At 72.7% G+C, this 15,248-nt stretch carries 13 protein-coding genes; 12 read left to right on the plus strand and 1 reads right to left on the minus strand.

Annotated features, from left to right (window positions below; all coding sequences use genetic code 11):
• Positions 1–45: 45 nt before the first annotated feature.
• The 11 genes from QBL25_RS02395 to QBL25_RS02445 all read left to right on the plus strand — a co-directional run bounded on the left by QBL25_RS02395 (position 46) and on the right by QBL25_RS02445 (position 12,767).
• On the plus strand, positions 46–1,005 hold the full coding sequence (locus QBL25_RS02395; RefSeq protein WP_409055273.1) for a ketoacyl-ACP synthase III: 960 nt from the start codon (positions 46–48) through the stop codon (positions 1,003–1,005).
• Positions 1,006–1,075: 70 nt separating this feature from the next.
• On the plus strand, positions 1,076–2,110 hold the full coding sequence (locus tag QBL25_RS02400; RefSeq protein ID WP_409055274.1) for a ketoacyl-ACP synthase III: 1,035 nt from the start codon (positions 1,076–1,078) through the stop codon (positions 2,108–2,110).
• Positions 2,111–2,163: 53 nt separating this feature from the next.
• Positions 2,164–2,958: an SDR family NAD(P)-dependent oxidoreductase gene (locus QBL25_RS02405; protein ID WP_409055275.1), complete on the plus strand. Its 795-nt coding sequence runs from the start codon at positions 2,164–2,166 to the stop codon at positions 2,956–2,958.
• Positions 2,959–3,075: 117 nt separating this feature from the next.
• The gene (locus QBL25_RS02410; RefSeq protein ID WP_409055276.1) at positions 3,076–4,050 is read left to right on the plus strand and encodes a ketoacyl-ACP synthase III; all 975 of its coding nucleotides are present in this window, start codon (positions 3,076–3,078) and stop codon (positions 4,048–4,050) included.
• Between the two features lie 56 nt (positions 4,051–4,106).
• Positions 4,107–5,360 carry a beta-ketoacyl synthase N-terminal-like domain-containing protein gene (locus QBL25_RS02415; RefSeq protein WP_409055277.1) on the plus strand — a complete coding sequence of 418 codons (1,254 nt, stop codon included), beginning with the start codon at positions 4,107–4,109 and terminating at the stop codon, positions 5,358–5,360.
• On the plus strand, positions 5,353–6,888 hold the full coding sequence (locus tag QBL25_RS02420; RefSeq protein ID WP_409055278.1) for an SDR family NAD(P)-dependent oxidoreductase: 1,536 nt from the start codon (positions 5,353–5,355) through the stop codon (positions 6,886–6,888). The genes QBL25_RS02415 and QBL25_RS02420 overlap by 8 nt, the downstream gene beginning before the upstream one ends.
• 49 nt (positions 6,889–6,937) lie before the next feature.
• Positions 6,938–7,765 carry an SDR family oxidoreductase gene (locus QBL25_RS02425; protein WP_409055279.1) on the plus strand — a complete coding sequence of 276 codons (828 nt, stop codon included), beginning with the start codon at positions 6,938–6,940 and terminating at the stop codon, positions 7,763–7,765.
• Positions 7,762–9,480, plus strand: coding sequence for an AMP-binding protein (locus tag QBL25_RS02430; protein ID WP_409055280.1), 1,719 nt, complete (start codon positions 7,762–7,764; stop codon positions 9,478–9,480). The genes QBL25_RS02425 and QBL25_RS02430 overlap by 4 nt, the downstream gene beginning before the upstream one ends.
• Positions 9,464–10,447: an amidohydrolase family protein gene (locus tag QBL25_RS02435; protein ID WP_409055281.1), complete on the plus strand. Its 984-nt coding sequence runs from the start codon at positions 9,464–9,466 to the stop codon at positions 10,445–10,447. Before QBL25_RS02430 ends, QBL25_RS02435 begins: the two co-directional genes overlap by 17 nt.
• A gap of 103 nt (positions 10,448–10,550) precedes the next feature.
• Positions 10,551–11,897 (plus strand): aspartate aminotransferase family protein, encoded by a 1,347-nt coding sequence (locus QBL25_RS02440; RefSeq protein WP_409055282.1) that lies wholly within the window; start codon positions 10,551–10,553, stop codon positions 11,895–11,897.
• 60 nt (positions 11,898–11,957) lie between these two features.
• Positions 11,958–12,767, plus strand: coding sequence for a class I SAM-dependent DNA methyltransferase (locus tag QBL25_RS02445; RefSeq protein WP_409055283.1), 810 nt, complete (start codon positions 11,958–11,960; stop codon positions 12,765–12,767).
• A 108-nt stretch (positions 12,768–12,875) separates the two neighbouring features.
• On the opposite strand, the gene ccrA is transcribed toward QBL25_RS02445, so the two are convergent.
• Complete coding sequence (gene ccrA, locus QBL25_RS02450) at positions 12,876–14,222, minus strand: crotonyl-CoA carboxylase/reductase (RefSeq protein WP_409055284.1); 1,347 nt, start codon at positions 14,220–14,222, stop codon at positions 12,876–12,878.
• 210 nt (positions 14,223–14,432) lie between these two features.
• Here ccrA and QBL25_RS02455 point away from each other — a divergent pair, with 210 nt between their 5' ends.
• On the plus strand, positions 14,433–15,239 hold the full coding sequence (locus QBL25_RS02455; RefSeq protein WP_409055285.1) for a crotonase/enoyl-CoA hydratase family protein: 807 nt from the start codon (positions 14,433–14,435) through the stop codon (positions 15,237–15,239).
• Positions 15,240–15,248: the final 9 nt, after the last annotated feature.

Consider the following 15,248-nt stretch of genomic DNA (forward strand, 5'->3'; position numbering starts at 1 on the left):
GGACCCCGACAGGTTCCCAGGACCCCGACAGGTGAGGAGCACGGTGTGAGCGGTGGAATCTGGGTGGGCCGCGGCCTGTCCTTCCGGGGCTTCGGCCACTACTTCCCGCGGCACTGCGAGGAGATCCCGGCCGACCTGCCCGAGGCGCCGGAGATGGAGGCTGCCGTCCTCGGCCCGGACCTGGGCGTGGAGCGGCGGCATCTGTCCGACGCCACCGAAAGCGTGCCGTACATGGCCGTCGAGGCCGGACGGCACGCGCTGCGCAACGCGGGCCTGGAGGCCGGCGACCTCGACCTGGTGGTCTTCTCCTCCTGGTCGCAGCGCCGCTACGCGCCCGAGGACGCGCCCCGGATCGCGATGCGGCTGGGCGCCGGGCGGGCCTTGGCCTTCGACGTGTGCGCCGCCTGCGTCGGCTTCGTGCACTCCGTGCAGACGGCCGCGGCGATGCTGACCAGCCACCAGTGGCGGCGCGCCCTGGTGGTCTGCTCCGACCAGTTCTCCCAACGGCTCAAGCCCGGAAGGCGCGGCTCCTACGTGGGCGGCGACGGAGCCGGCGCGGCGGTCCTGGAGGTGGGTTCCCCCGACGACTCCCGGCTGCGGGACTCCGTCGTGCTCAGCTACGGCGAGCACGCGGGCGTCTCCAAGGCCCGCGGCAGCCAGGGCTGGACGGTGAGCCTGCCCACCATCGCCCAGGTGGCCGCCGCGACCGCGGGCGAGGCCACCGACCTGGTGCTGCGGCGCAACGGCATGACCATCGCCGACGTGGACCGGGTGGTGCCGCATCCGGGCTCGACGCGCATCAGCGAGGAGCTGGTACGGCGCATCGGCGTCGCCCCCGAACGGGTCCTGACCAACCTGCGCACCCGCGGCCAGACGACCAGCGCCACGATCCCCAGCGCCCTGTCCGAGTACACCGAGTCCGGCGAGCTGCGCAAGGGCGACGTGATCCTGTCGCCCGCGGCCGGCGCGGGCTGGTTCTCCGGCGCCCTGCTCTACCAGCTGTGACGCGCCCGACAGACACAGACACAGACGCACAGACAGCGCACAACGACGGGAAGCCGAGGAAAGGACCCCCATGTCCGAAACCCAGTCACCGCCCGCAGGCGGTGGCCTGCCGGTCGTGCTCAGCGGTGTCGGCCACTACTTCCCGGGCGAGCCGGTCACCAACGACCACTTCGCCCGCCTGCCCGACCTCGACGTGGACGACGCCTGGATCCGCACCAACACCGGCGTGCAGAGCCGCCACTGGGCCGGCCCCGAGGAACGGTTCGCCGAGATGGGCGTCAAGGCGGCCCGGCGCGCACTGGACGACGCGGGCCTGGACATCTCCGACGTGGACGTCATCGTCGGCACCAGCGCGACCGCCCGGCCGCGCGCCAACCCCTCCTCCCTCGGCAACAACTACATGGACATCTCGCTGCCCCTGCAACGCCAGTTGGGCGCCCGCGACGCGTTCTGCTTCGACGTGACCGCGGTGGCCTGTGCCGGCTTCCTGTACGCGAGCGTGGTGGCCCGCGGGCTGCTGGCCACCACCGGCGCCCGCACCGCCCTCGTCGTGTGCGCGGAGAGCCCGCACGCCATCCTCAACTTCGGGTTCAAGAACTCCGCGCTGTTCGGCGCGGGCGCGGCGGCCGCGGTGTGGCGGCGCGGCGCGTCCTCGGGCGGCGGCGCCGACGGACTGCCCACCCACAGCGGCATGATCGACGTCGTCCTGCGCGCCGACGGCCGCTACTACGACGCCTTCGACATCGACGACAACGACAAGATGGTGATGCGCGGCGGGGTGCTCTCCGAGGCCACTCCCGACATGCTCGTCGACGCGGGCGAGACGGTCCTCAAACGCAACGGCCTGACACCGGAACAAATCTCCTGGTGCATTCCCCATCAGGCCAACACCAATCTCCTGTACCCGATGGCGGACCGCCTCGGCATTCCGCGCGAGCGAATGCTCCTGAATCTGCCGCGCCGGGGCAACACGTCGAGTGTGGGAATGCCCAGCGCGCTTTCCGAATACGTCGCCGACGGCACCGTGAAACCCGGCGAACTCCTGCTGGGCGTCAGCATCGGGCGCGGCCTCAGCTGGGGCGCCATGGTTTTCCGGTACCGGTGATCCGCCGTACCGCCGCGGCCCATCCGCCGATCGAGAGCGAGAGGTGAACGGTCTTGTCCGATTCCAGGAACGCGCTGGTGACCGGGGGAACCCGGGGCCTTGGCCTGGCCGTCGCCCGGATGCTGGCGGAGCGCGGATGGCGCACCACGGTCCTCGGCCTCGACCCCGGACGCCTGGAGAAGGTGCGGGCCATGGCCGCGGCCGAGGGCCTGGACCTGCGCGCGGTGCGGGCCGACGTCACGTCGGAGGACTCGGTGCGCGAGGTGTTCGCCGACCTGACCCGCGAGGAGCCGCTGCACCTGTGCGTGAACAACGCCGGCCGCAACCTCTCCCGCCTGCTGCTGCGCACACCGCGCGAGGACAGCGCCGGTGAGCTGCTGACCCATCCGCTCGACGACTGGGAGCAGACGCTGCGGCTGTGCCTGACGGGGGTCTTCCTCGTCGGGCGCGAGGCCGCCGCCAGCATGGTGCGCCACGGCGTGCCCGGCGCCATCGTCAACGTCTCCTCCGGCCTGGCCGCGGGCGCCTACGGGCAGTCCGCGTACACCGCCGCCAAGGCGGGCGTGGAGGCGCTGACCCGGACCTGGTCCTATGAGCTGGGCCCCTACGGGATCAGGGTGGCCGCCGTCGCACCGGGCGTCATGGACGGCGAGGCGCTGCGCGAGAAGAGCACGGCCTTTCCCCGCCACGCCCGCTATATGGACGGGCTCAAACGCTTTGTCCCGCTGGGCCGCTGGGGCGCCGAAGAGGAGATCGCCGACGCGGTGTGCTTCGCCGCGGAAAACCCCTATGTCACCGGATCGGTCATTCGGGTCGACGGCGGCGGTCCGCCCGGCTGGGTTCCGTGACGCCGTCCGACGGATGAACAGCGGCTTTTCGCGGGGTACTTCGAGTACCCGCGGCATGAATCATCGAGTACTGGAGGCCAGATGCAGCCGAATGCCGGCGCCACTAGTTTTTCGTCCATGACCACAGGCCAGCACGGCATCTGGGAAGACGCTGGAATACGTTTCACCGGATTCGGTCACTATTTCGGCTCGGAGGAAATACACAACCAGGGCGTCGAGGACGCCACGACGAGCCACGTGGAGGACCGGGTCATCGGCGGGGTCGGCGTCCACACCCACTACCGGGCCACCGACGAAGAGACCCCCGTGTTCATGGCCGCGCAGGCCTCCCGGCAGGCGCTGGAGCAGGCCGGGGTCGACGCGGACGACATCGACGTGGTGATCGTCAGCCACTGGACGGACCGCAACTACGTCCACGAGGTCGGCGCGCTCACCGCGGCGGAACTCGGCATGAAGGGCTCCATGGCCTTCGAAGTGTGCGGCTCGTGCGCCGGGTTCATCCAGGCGGTGCACACCGCGGCCTCCTTCCTGACCTCCCCGACCGGCTACCGCAAGGCCCTGGTGGCCACCACCGAGCGGGTCACGCGGCGGGTGCGGCCGGGCTCCAAGGGCTCGATGCTCGTCTCGGACGGCGCCGGCGCCTGCGTCCTGGAAGCCACCCCCGGCGCCTCCCCCGGCCTCATCGACTCCGTGTTCCACACCGACGGCAGCCTCGCCGCCATGTCGGCGGCCAGCGGCGACAAGGGGTGGGTCAAGAGCCACCCGGACCTCAACGACGTCGCCCTGGCCCACATCGGCGCCACCGTGGAGGAGATCCTCGGCCGCAACAAGCTGACCATCTCTGACATCGACTGGCTCATCCCCCACTCGGGGACCGAGCCGCTGGCCAAGGGTATCCAGCACGACCTGGGGGCGGACCCGGCGCGCGTCCTGACCAACCTCGCCTTCCGCGGCAACGTCTCCAGCGCCTCCATCCCCACCACCGTCTCGGAACTGCGCGAGCGCGGCGTCGTCAAGCCCGGCGACCTGGTGCTCTCCCCCTCCATCGGCGGCGGCGTCTGGTGCTGGGGCAGCCTCCTGTACCGGATCTGAGAAGGGCCGATGCGGTGACCACGACCACGGGCCCCCGGGACGCACTCGTCACCGGCATGGGCTTTTGCCTGCCGGGGCGCACGGCGCCGACGGCCACACCCGAGCAGTTCTGGAGCGCCGTCGCACACGGCGACTCCTTCCTGGCGCAGGATGACGGCACCTATTTCGGCACCGTCCCCCTCGACCCGGCCGCCGTCGCCGACCGGCTGCCGGAGATCCCGCCCCGCTTCGTCGAGAAGTACTCCGACATCCATCTGTACGGGCTGCTCGCTCTCCTGGAGGCCTGCGAGGACGCCGGGCTCGACTGGCGTGCGGGCGCGCTGAGCGAGGCCGCCGTGCTCGCGGGCCGCAACGCCACCGCCGACGCCATCGTGGACACCTATCTGCCGGTGCTCCTGGCCGACACCCGCACCATCAGCCCGCGCGAGGCACGCTCGGTGCTGTTTCGCAACGTCCTCAACGCGGTGATGTCGGACGTGGAGACCACCCAGGCGGGCCTGGTCGGCGCCACCGGCCCCAGCTACACGCTCTCCTGCGGGTGCGCCTCGTCCTCCGTCCTGCTCGGCAACGCCGCCCGCATGATCACGGCGGGCGAGACGGACGTGGCGGTGGTCACCGGCGCGGACTACTGGCGCGAGAGCAGGCTGCGCCAGTACGCGGAGCTCGAGGCGCGGTCGGTGACCGGCACCGAACCGCAGACCGCCACCCTCGTCGACGAGCCCATGCGCCCCTACGACCAGCGGGCCGCCGGCCTCAACTACGGCAACGGCGCCGCCACGCTGATCCTGGAGAGCCGCGAGCACGCGCAACGCAGGGGCGCCCGGAGCTACGGACGTCTCCTGGGCCAGACCACCACCCGCAACGCCCAACCCAACCTCGCCCTGGACATCGCGGGCACCGGGGCGGTGCGCGCCGCGCGCTCCTGCATGGCGGGGATCGCGTCGCCCGACGAGATCGACTACGTCAACGGCGCCGCGACCGGCGACCGGGCGTTCAACCTCATGGAAGGCAACATCATGCCCGCGATCTTCGGTGAGCGGGCGGCCCGGCTGCCCGTCACCGTCCAGGAGGCCGTCTTCGGCCACAGCGGGGCGCCCCTGGGAGTCATCGGCGTGGCGGCGACGCTCCAGATGATGGGCCACGGCCACATCGCCCCGACCGCCAACTGCGAAAAGCCCGCCGACGTGTGCACCTTCGACCCGGTGCCCGGCACCACGGGGCGCGCCGCGCGCATCGACCTGGCCCTGAGTCTCAACTACACGATCGGCTCGGTGGCCAGCGCCATTCTGCTGGGAGGTGCCGATGACTGAGCCCACCCGGCCCGGGGCCGGCGCGCTGCTGGAGACGGAGTCGCTGGCGCCCGTCGGCCGCCGCGTCCTGCTGGAGTCCCCGCCCGGCACCGCCCCCACGCGGGCGATCGCCGAGCTGTGGCAGCGCCACGGCTTCCACGTCACCCCCGCCACCGACACGGACACCGACACCGACCCGCCCCAGGCCCCGGACGTGTACTGCGTCATGGCCCTCGGCAACGAAGCCCTGGGGGCCCGCCCCGCGCCGCCGATGCGCCGCGCCCAGGTGGAGCGGGTCCTGCGGGCCATGGCCCGGCGCGGCCAGGGCCGCGCCGTCCTGGTCACCGACGCGGGCCCGCACGTCCACGCCGACGCGCGGCCCGAGGCCGCCGCCCAGCGGGCCGCCGACCACGCCTGGTGGCAGCACCTGGCCAAGTACTGCGCGAGCCGGGGCGTGCTCGCCAACACCGTCCGCGTGGGCTACACCCCGTTCCTGGGCCACGAGCTGACCGACGCGGCGGCGGGCGAGCTGCTGCGCCACCTGGTCATCCGCCGTCCGGTCGCGCCGGCCGAACTGGCGGCGGCGCTGCGCCTGCTGGTCTCCCGCGGCTTCGGCAACGTCGCGGGCGAGACGCTGCCGCTGGACGGCGGACTCGACGCGAGCATCGTGCCCATGCCCGCGGCCCGCCCACCGCGCCCGGAGGCGCCCGGAGGCGCAGCAGAGACCACCGCGGTGGCCGACCCGTTCCGGCTGACCGGACGCGTGGTCCTGGTCACCGGCGCCAGCAGCGGCATCGGAGCGAGCATCGCCCGGGAGTGCGCGGCGCGCGGCGCCGACGTCGTCCTGGCCGCGCGCCGCCGCCCGGAGCTGGAAAAGCTCGCCGCCCAGGTCCGCGAACTGGGCCGCAGGGCCTGGGTGCTGACCGCCGACCTGTCCGACCCGGCCCGGGCCGCGGGCCTCGTGCACGAGGCCTGGGAACGCACCGCGGGCATCGACGCGCTCGCCTACGGCGCGGGCGCCGTCAGCTTCGACGCCACCGGCGACAACGCCGCCAACCGCCATACGCTGCTCGCCCTGAACTCGTTGTCGTACGCGGGCATGTGTGACGCGCTGCTCAAGCACTGGGCGGCGGCCGGCCGGGGCGGGTCGGTGGCCGTCGTCTCCTCGCTCGCCGCGGTGAGCGCGCCGGTGGCCAACCTGGCCAGCTACGGCCTGAGCAAGGCGGCGACCGCACAGTTCACCACCCACTTCGCCACCTCGGCGGCCCGCCACAAGGTGCGCGCCAACAGCGTGCTGCCGGGTTTCGTCCGCACCCCGATGACCGACGTCACCAACCCCGCGTTCCTGGAGGCCACCAACCGGCTCGTGCCCACCGGCCGGATGAGCGAGGCGACCGAGGTCGCCGCGCTCGTCTGCTACCTCATCAGCCCCGCCGCGGCCGGTCTCACCGGCACCCGGCTGCGCGTCGACGGCGGCGGCCACTGCCTGGCCGGGCTGCCGCACCTGGCCCCACCCCAGCACCCCCTAGAGGAAGGAACCCGGCCGTGACGCCCTGCGAGCCACGCCCCCGCCCCGCCGTACCGGAAGGGGACCCCAGGTGAGCGAGGACAGGCCCCTCAAGGGCGAGGTGGCGCTGGTCGCCGGCGCCTCGTCCGGCATCGGGGCGAGCATCGCCCGCGCGCTGGCGGCCGCCGGCGCCTCCGTGGCCCTGGTGGCCCGTCGCAAGGACCAGCTGGCCGCCGTCGAGCGCGACGTGGCCGCACACGAGGTGCCCGCCGTCACGCTCATCGCCGACCTGGCGGCCGACGGCGCGCCCAAGGAGACGGTGGCCGCCGCCGAGCGGGCCCTTGGCCCCATCGACATCCTGGTGAACAACGCCGCCCTGGCCCGCACCGGCCCCATCCACGACACCAACCCCCGCCACTGGCGGCAGGCCTTCCACCTCAACCTGGACGTCCCCTTCCTGCTGGCCCGTTCGGTGCTGCCCGGCATGCGCGAGCGCGGCCACGGCTGGATCGTCAACATCAGCTCGGAGGGCAGCCTGCTGCAGGCCGACTGGTCGGCCCCCTACTCCATCACCAAGCGCGCCCTGAACGCCCTCACCGCCCAGGTGGACCTGGAGAACCGGCACTTGGGCGTGCGCGCCATCGCCGTACTGCCCGGCTGGGTGCGCACGGACCTGGCCCAGGACCCCGAGTCGCTGGGCGTGGGCGCCACGGACCTGCTGGACCCCTCCGACATCGCCGACGTCGTGCTGTGGGCCCTCACCCGCCCGCCGGCCGTCAGCATCGGCCCGCTGATCCCGGTACGCCCCGTCAGCCGCAACGCCCAGACCCTGACCAACTGGGAGCAGTACCTGCGGACGCTGCGCCACTACGACGCCGCCGGCGGTCACATGGTCGACGTGCCCGGGATCCCCGAATGAGCGGCCCCGCCACCTCCCCGGCCCCCGCCGCCGCGGACCGCGACACGACCGATGACGACACGGCGACCGCCCCCCTGGTCGAGATCCTCGCGCCGGGCGACGCCCGCGTGCCGGACGCCGCGCACTGCGTCACCGGTGCGCTGCTCGCCGCCCGCGCCCGGGCCCACCCCGACCGGGTCTACGCCGTCTTCGACGACGGCACCACCTGGACGTACGGGCAGGCCCACGACGACGCCCGGGCCACCGCCGACGCCCTGTTCCGGCTGGGCGTGCGGCAGGGCGACACCGTGCTGTGCTGGCTGCCCAACGGCCGGGACGCGCTGCGTGTCTGGTACGGGGTCAATCTGCTGGGCGCCGTCCACGTTCCGGTCAACACCGCCTACCGGGGCGCGCTGTTGGGGCACGTCCTGGACAACTCCGGGGCCCGCGTCCTGGTGGCGCACGCGCTGCTCGTCGAGCGGCTCCAGCACCTGGGCGGCAGCCGTCTGCAGGAGGTCGTGGTCCTCGGCGGCGGACCGGACGACCCGTGGCCCGACGCCCTGCCCGGCGCCCCGCGCGTGCACGGCCCCGCGGCGCTGCGGGGCCGGCCGCAGGACTTTGTGCCGCCCGAGCGGCCGGTCGCGCCCTGGGACACCATGGCGGTGATCTACACCTCGGGTACCACCGGACCCTCCAAGGGCGTCCTGGTCTCCTACGTCCACCACTACTCGACGGTGACCGCGCTCCTCGAGGACGACATCGGCGAGGACGACCGGTATCTGCTCAACCTGCCGCTGTGCCACGGCGGCGGCACCGAAGTCGCCTACTGCATGCTCCTGTTCGGGGGCTCGATCGTCGTCACCGAGGACTTCCGCACCAGCGAGTTCTGGGACGTGGTGCGCCGCCACGGGGTGACCATGTGCACCCTGCTGGGCGCCATGGTCGACTTCCTGCTCGGCCTGGCCCCCCGGCCCGACGAGGACCGGCACCCGCTGCGGGCCGCGTGCGTGATACCGCTGACGCGCCAGGCCCTGGAGTTCGGCCGACGCTTCGGCGTGGACGTCTACACCGGGTTCAACATGTCCGAGACGTCGGCGCCGCTGGTGTCCTCGCTCAACCCGCGGCGCACGGGCAGCTGCGGGCGGCCGCGGCCCGGGGTGCAGTGCCGGGTGGTCGATGCCCACGGCATCGACGTACCGGACGGCACGGCGGGCGAGCTGGTGCTGCGCGCCGACCGGCCGTGGTCGCTGTTCCACGGCTATCACGCCATGCCGGAGGCCACCGCGGCGGCGTGGCGGCACGGCTGGTTCCACACCGGGGACGCCGTGGTGCGCGAGCCCGGCGGCGACTACTTCTTCGTGGACCGCATCAAGGACGCCATCCGGCGCCGGGGCGAGAACGTGTCCTCGGCGGAGGTGGAGGGCGAGTTGCTCAGCCATCCCGCCGTGGCGCTGGCCGCCGCCGTCGCGGTGCCCAGCGACTTCGCCGAGGACGAGATACTCGCCGCCCTCGTGCTGCGGCCCGGGGCCCGTTTCGCACCGGAGGAGTTCATCGGCTACCTGCGCCCGCGCATGGCGCACTTCATGGTGCCGCGCTATCTGCGGGTCGTGTCCGAACTCCCCGTCACGGACACCGGCAAGGTCCGCAAGGAGACGCTGCGCGCCCAGGGCGTCACCCCCGACACCTGGGACCGCGTGGCCGCCGGGATCGAGGTCGGCCGTGACCGCATCGGCTGAGCCGGCCGCCCCCGCGCACCGCGTCGTCGACGTCTGCGCGCTGGCCCTGGACCGCGAATGCTGGCGGACGTACTTCCGCGGGCTCGGCGCGGTGGCACCCACCTACCTGCGGGCCTTCGGCCGTCACGCCACCGCGGTCTTCGGCGCCCCCTACCCGGACTTCCGGGCCCGTCTCGACGCCGGGGACCAAGACGGCGCCGTCGACCTCCTGGTGTCCGGCCGGCCCGACCGCGTGGACGCCGACACCCTGGTGAAGACCATGGACGACAACGGCGTCGTCCACCAGATCCTGATGAGCTGCGGCGGCGCCACCGCCGACGGCGACGACGTCAACAGCCGGGTCGCCGCCGTCGCCGCCAAGGCGCCCGAGCGGCTCCAGGCCTGGGCGGGCATCGATCTGACCGATCCCGGCCGGGCCGTCGCCGAGCTGGAGCGGTGCCATCGGCTCGGCATGCGCGGCTTCGCGGTGACCCCGTTCTGGCAGGGCGTCGACCCGCGCGATCCCGCCTACGACCCGGTCTACCGCAGGGCGCAAGAGCTGGGCATGTCGTTGTGGCTGCACACCGGGCACCACTTCGCGCGGCACGCGGCCGAGTTGTGCCATCCGCGCAACGTCGACTGGATCGCCCTGCGCCACCCGGGACTGCCGATCGTCGCGGGGCACGCCGCCTGGCCCTGGGTCCTTGAACTGATCTCCATAGCCCAGCGGCACCGCCACGTCTACCTCGACATCTCCTCCCACCGGCCGCAGTGGATGGCCCGCCCCGGATCGGGCTGGGAGTCCCTGCTCCTGTACGGCACCACCGCGCTGCGCGACCGGGTCCTGTTCGGCTCGGCGACCTGGGTCAACGCCGATCCGGTCGCCGCACTCGCCCGGCAGGTGGCCGCTTTGGGCCTCGGCGACGAGCTCACGGACCGCTGGCTGTACGGCAACGCGGCCCGGCTGCTGGAGCTCGGCCCGGCCTGATCCCCGGCCCCGGCCCCGGCCGGCGCGCGCCTTCAGCCCCCGACCAGCACACACCCAGCACACACCCAGCACACATCCAGCAGAGTAGAGAAAGGGACCTATCGTGATTGACCCCGCTGACTACGCCCTGTGGAACAGCGGCGTGCCGCGCCCGTACCTCAAGGCGCTGTCCCGCGACGACCTGCTCGCCGAGAGCGACGGCGTGCGCGTCCGTGACTCCGGTGGACGCTGGTACCTGGACGGCCGCTCCGGGCTGTGGAACGTGACGCTCGGCTACGGCAACACCCGTGTCAAGGAAGCCATCAAGCAGCAGGTGGACCGGCTGCCGTTCGCCAACAGCTATGGCTACGGACGCCCCGCGCAGGTCACCGTGGACTGCGCCGAGGCCCTGGTCACCCATCTGCCCGAGGGCATCAACCACGTACGGTTCGCCAGCAACGGCGCCCAGGCCGTGGAGATGGCCCTGCAACTGTCGCGCTTCCTGCGGCTGCGGGCCGGACAGCCCGAGCGCATGGCCGTGTTCGCCATGTGGGACGGCTTCCACGGGCAGGGGCCGGGCGCCGGCATGGTGACCGGAGTGCCCTACCTGCACCACCAGACCGGCCCCATGCTCCCCGAGGTGCACCACGCGCCGGGCCCGTTCTCGGCGGGCGCGACAGCGGGCGTCAGCGACATGGAACGGCTGATCACCGAGTTCGGTCCCGAGCGGGTGACCGCGGTGATCGTGGAACCCGTGGTCGGCGAGGGCGGGCACATCCTGTCCCCCGAGTACCTCGGCTCCCTGGGCCGGTTCTGCCGCGAGCACGACATCCACCTGGTCTTCGACGAGGTCGTCACCGGCATGGGCCGCGTCGGCGACTTCACCCGCGCCGGCCAACTGCCCGACGTCACCCCCGACATCATCACCCTGGGCAAGGGCATCACCTCGGGATACGTGCCGATGTCGGCCGTCGCCATCCACGACCGGCTCTACGAGCAGCTGCACGAGCGCACCACGGGCGACACCGCGCTCAGCGTCGGCTCGACCAACGACGGTCACGCGGTGGCCGCGGCGGCGGCGCTCGCGGTGATCGGGGCGCTCACCGAGGACGGCGTCCTGGAGAACGTGCGCCGGCGCGAGACGGACCTCCTGTCCGCCCTGGGCAAGCTCCAGGCCCAGCACCCCGAGCTGCGGGCCTTCCGCGCCCTGGGCCTGTTCTGCGGCCTGGAGTTCGGCGAGCCCGGCGGCCCCGCGTGGTCCCCGGGCAAGGTCAACCAGCTGCGCATGGCCCTGGAGAGCCGCGGGGTGCTCAGCTCCAGCCTGCGCGTCGTACCCAATCTCATGCTCATGCCGCCGCTGGTCATCACCGAGGACGACGTGGCGGAGATCGCCGGCGCGCTCGACGGCGCGCTGAGCGACGTGAAGTCGGGCCGGCTGCCCGAGTCCGGCTTCGCCAAGGCCATGGGATGACCACCAGCACCACGGAACGGCACCGCGATCTTCTCCACCTGACGGAAGGTGAATGACGACATGTCCAGTGCGCACACCGATCGCAAGACCAGCAAGCAGTGGCAGGAAGAGGCGGCGGAGGAGTGGGACCGCTACGCCGACATCTGGGACAGCTGGACCCCGGACGACAGCCGGGACGACGCCGAGGAGGCCGCGGACTTCCTCGCGGGCCTCGCCAAGGGCGGCACCGCCCTGGAGCTGGGCATCGGGACGGGGCGCGTGGCGCTGCCGCTGGCGCAGCGCGGCGTACGGGTGGCCGGCGTCGACGCGTCCCCGAAGATGCTGGCCAAGCTCAAGGAGAAGCCGGGCGGGGACCAGATCGAGGTCTTCGAGGGCAACTTCGCCGATGTCGACGTCCAGGAGGACTACGACGTCATCTTCATCGCGCTCGCCACGCTGTTCGTCCTGCCCGACCAGGACGAGCAGGCGCGCTGCCTGGCCAACAGCGCCAAGCGGCTCAAGCCCGGCGGGCGGCTCGTCGTGCAGAACATCGTGCCGGACATGACCAACTACCAGCGCGGCCGGCAGAACGACTACGGGATGACCGAGCCGTTCCGTATCTCCGGCCGGCTTGCCGGGCATCCGCGGCTGGCCTGGTTCGAGATGAACCACGTCGACCCCACGACGCAGATGGTCAAGCGCACGGACGTGATCATGAGCGAGAAGGGCAACCGCATCATCGCGGCGACGATGCGCTTCGTGTGGCCCTCGGAGCAGGACCTGATGGCCCGGCTGGGCGGCCTGGAGCTGGAGGACCGCTGGGGAGGCTGGCGCAAGGAGCCCTTCCACTACGACAGCAGGGACGCGGTGTCCGTCTACCGCAAGCAGTGAGCGTCCGGCGCCGGACGTGACCGAGGCCGGGAGCGGCCCACCAGCCGCTCCCGGCCTCGCGCGGTGCAGGGGAGCGCACCGGGTGCGCTCCCCTGCACCGCGTGGCGCTCAGGCGGGCGTGCGCCGCTCGGCGGCGAAGGGGTTGCGGCCCTCCGGGTCGAGGGCCAGGCGTCGTTCGGGGTCGGTGACGCCCAGGCCCGGCTTGGGCGCCAGGCACAGCACACCGATCTTGCCGAGGTGTTCGTTGCGCTGGACCAGGGCGGCGGCCTCCCCGACCCGCTCCAGAGGGTAGACGTCGGACAGCACGGGGGTGAGCCGGCCCAGCTGGAAGAGGCGGTTGCACTCCCACTGCTCCTGCAAGTTGGCCGCGTGGCTGCCCACGATGCGCTTGAGGTTCATCCACAGGTAGCGGTTGTCGAACCGGTGGTCGTAGCCGGTGCTCGAACCGCAGGTCACCACGGTGCCGCCGCGCCGAACGACGAAGACGGACAGGCCGAAGGTCGCTTTGCCGACATAGTCGAAGACGACGTGCGGATCCTCGCCCAGCTCGTCCCTGATGGCCCGCCCCAGCCGTTTGCCCAGCTCGATGGTCTGCTCCGGCGTGAGGTCCGAGCGGGTGCCCAGGCCGAGGTCGGCGCGGTTGATGACGACGTCGCAGCCGAGCCGGCGCAGCGCCTCGGCCTTGCGCGGCGAGCCCACCACGCCCACGGCGATCCCTCCGGCGTTCTTCACCATCTGCAGGGCATAGGCGCCCAGTCCGCCCGCGGCGCCCCAGATCAGCACGATGTCGCCCTGCTTGATGCGCGCGCCCTTGTCGCTGACCAGCATCCGGTACGACGTCGCCGCGGTGAGCAGGACGGACGCGGCTTCCTCCCAGGTCAAGTGGGTCGGCTTGGGCAGGAGTTGGCTGGCGCGCACCACGGCGTAGTGGGCCAGGCCCCCGAAGTTCGTCTCGTAGCCCCAGATGCGCTGCTCGGCGCCCAGCATGCCGTCGGCGTGCGTGGCCGGTTCCTGGTCGTCGACCTGGACACAGCTGACGACGACGTGGTCGCCGGCCGCCCAGCGGCGCACCCCGGCCCCCGCACGCACCACGACTCCGGCCGCGTCCGATCCCAGGACGTGGTAGGGCTGGTCGTGGCGGCGGGCGTATCCGCCCTGGCGGCCGAGGCGTCGCAGGAACGAGAAGGTGGACACCGGCTCGAACGTCGCCGACCAGACGGTGTTGTAGTTGATGGAGCTGGCCATCACCGCCACCAGCACCTCGTCCGGGGCCAGTTCGGGCATCGGCACGGTGTCGACGTGCAGGGTGGTGCGGACGTCGCGTTCCTCTCCGGGGGTGAAGCGGTCCGCGTCCGCGGCCCGCAGGTGCGCCGCCACGTAGGTGCGGGGCGGCGCCAGGCCCTCCCACTCCCTGACCGGCGCATCGGCCAGCACGGCCTCCGTCAGCGCGTCCATGGCACACCTCTTTCTCTTCGGTACCGCCGGGCGGGCGACTCCCCTCCCTGACAGCGATTGCACGCGTGCCCGCGCCTGCCCGTACAGGCATTGGGGGTACTCAAACGGGCACAGGACGAGTACTTCCGGGGCGTAGGTGGCCGGTGCGGTCCTCACTACGCTGATGGGCCCGAGCCCGTAGAGTGCGCCGATCCAGGGTGGACAGAAGCCATGACCGGAGAGTTAAGGCAGGACCGTTCGGCCGACGCGGACGGCCGGAGCAGCACCGATGTGCTCGTCGAGCGCCGCGGGCCCGTGCTCGTGATCCGACTCAACCGGCCGCGCGTCCGCAACGCGCTGACCCGTGCCATGGCCGAACGGCTGGCCGCCGCCTTCACGGAGCTGGATGCCCGTGCGGAGCTGCGGGTCGGTGTCCTGACCGGCACGCCGCCGGCATTCTGCTCCGGCATGGACCTCGGGGCCTTCGCCCGCGGGGAGCGCGCCTCGCTGCCGGGTCACGGCTTCGGCGGCCTGACGGAACGGCCGCCGGACAAACCGCTGATCGCCGCCGTGGAGGGCGCGGCGGTCGGCGGCGGCTTCGAGATGGTGCTGGCCTGCGACATGGTCGTGGCGGCGGACGACGCGACCTTCGGGCTGCCCGAGGTGCGCCGCGGCCTGGTGGCCGCGGCCGGCGGACTGCTGCGGCTGCCGCGCGCGATCGCGCCGGCCGTGGCGATGGAGATGGCTTTGACCGGCGAACCGATCGATGCTCCGCGCGCCTTGGCACTGGGTCTGGTCAACCGCGTCGTGGCGCCGGGGACGGCGGTGGCGGCCGCCTGCGAGCTCGGGGAGAAGATCGCCTCTCACGCGGAGCACGCCGTCCTCGCGAGCAAGGGCATCCTCGCTCAGGTCCGCGACGGGGAGCTGGCCGACGAATACCGGTCCCACCGCGAGCTGCTGGCCGGGATCCTCGACTCTCCGGGCGCGCGGGCGGGTGCGCGGGCGTTCGTCCAGGGTCCTCCGGGCGGGCCGCGGTGACATGCACGG

The organism is Streptomyces sp. SYP-A7185 (genome assembly GCF_046103685.1).
GTDB lineage: Bacteria > Actinomycetota > Actinomycetes > Streptomycetales > Streptomycetaceae > Streptomyces.

What these genes read in the sequence shown, in the direction of transcription:
- QBL25_RS02400 (WP_409055274.1), top strand. Translation starts at nt 1,076, where the DNA reads ATGTCCGAAACCCAGTCACCGCCCGCAGGCGGTGGCCTGCCGGTCGTG.
- QBL25_RS02410 (WP_409055276.1), top strand. Translation starts at nt 3,076, where the DNA reads ATGACCACAGGCCAGCACGGCATCTGGGAAGACGCTGGAATACGTTTC.
- QBL25_RS02415 (WP_409055277.1), top strand. Translation starts at nt 4,107, where the DNA reads ATGGGCTTTTGCCTGCCGGGGCGCACGGCGCCGACGGCCACACCCGAG.
- QBL25_RS02420 (WP_409055278.1), top strand. Translation starts at nt 5,353, where the DNA reads ATGACTGAGCCCACCCGGCCCGGGGCCGGCGCGCTGCTGGAGACGGAG.
- QBL25_RS02430 (WP_409055280.1), top strand. Translation starts at nt 7,762, where the DNA reads ATGAGCGGCCCCGCCACCTCCCCGGCCCCCGCCGCCGCGGACCGCGAC.
- QBL25_RS02445 (WP_409055283.1), top strand. Translation starts at nt 11,958, where the DNA reads ATGTCCAGTGCGCACACCGATCGCAAGACCAGCAAGCAGTGGCAGGAA.
- ccrA (WP_409055284.1), bottom strand. Translation starts at nt 14,222, where the DNA reads ATGGACGCGCTGACGGAGGCCGTGCTGGCCGATGCGCCGGTCAGGGAG.
- QBL25_RS02455 (WP_409055285.1), top strand. Translation starts at nt 14,433, where the DNA reads ATGACCGGAGAGTTAAGGCAGGACCGTTCGGCCGACGCGGACGGCCGG.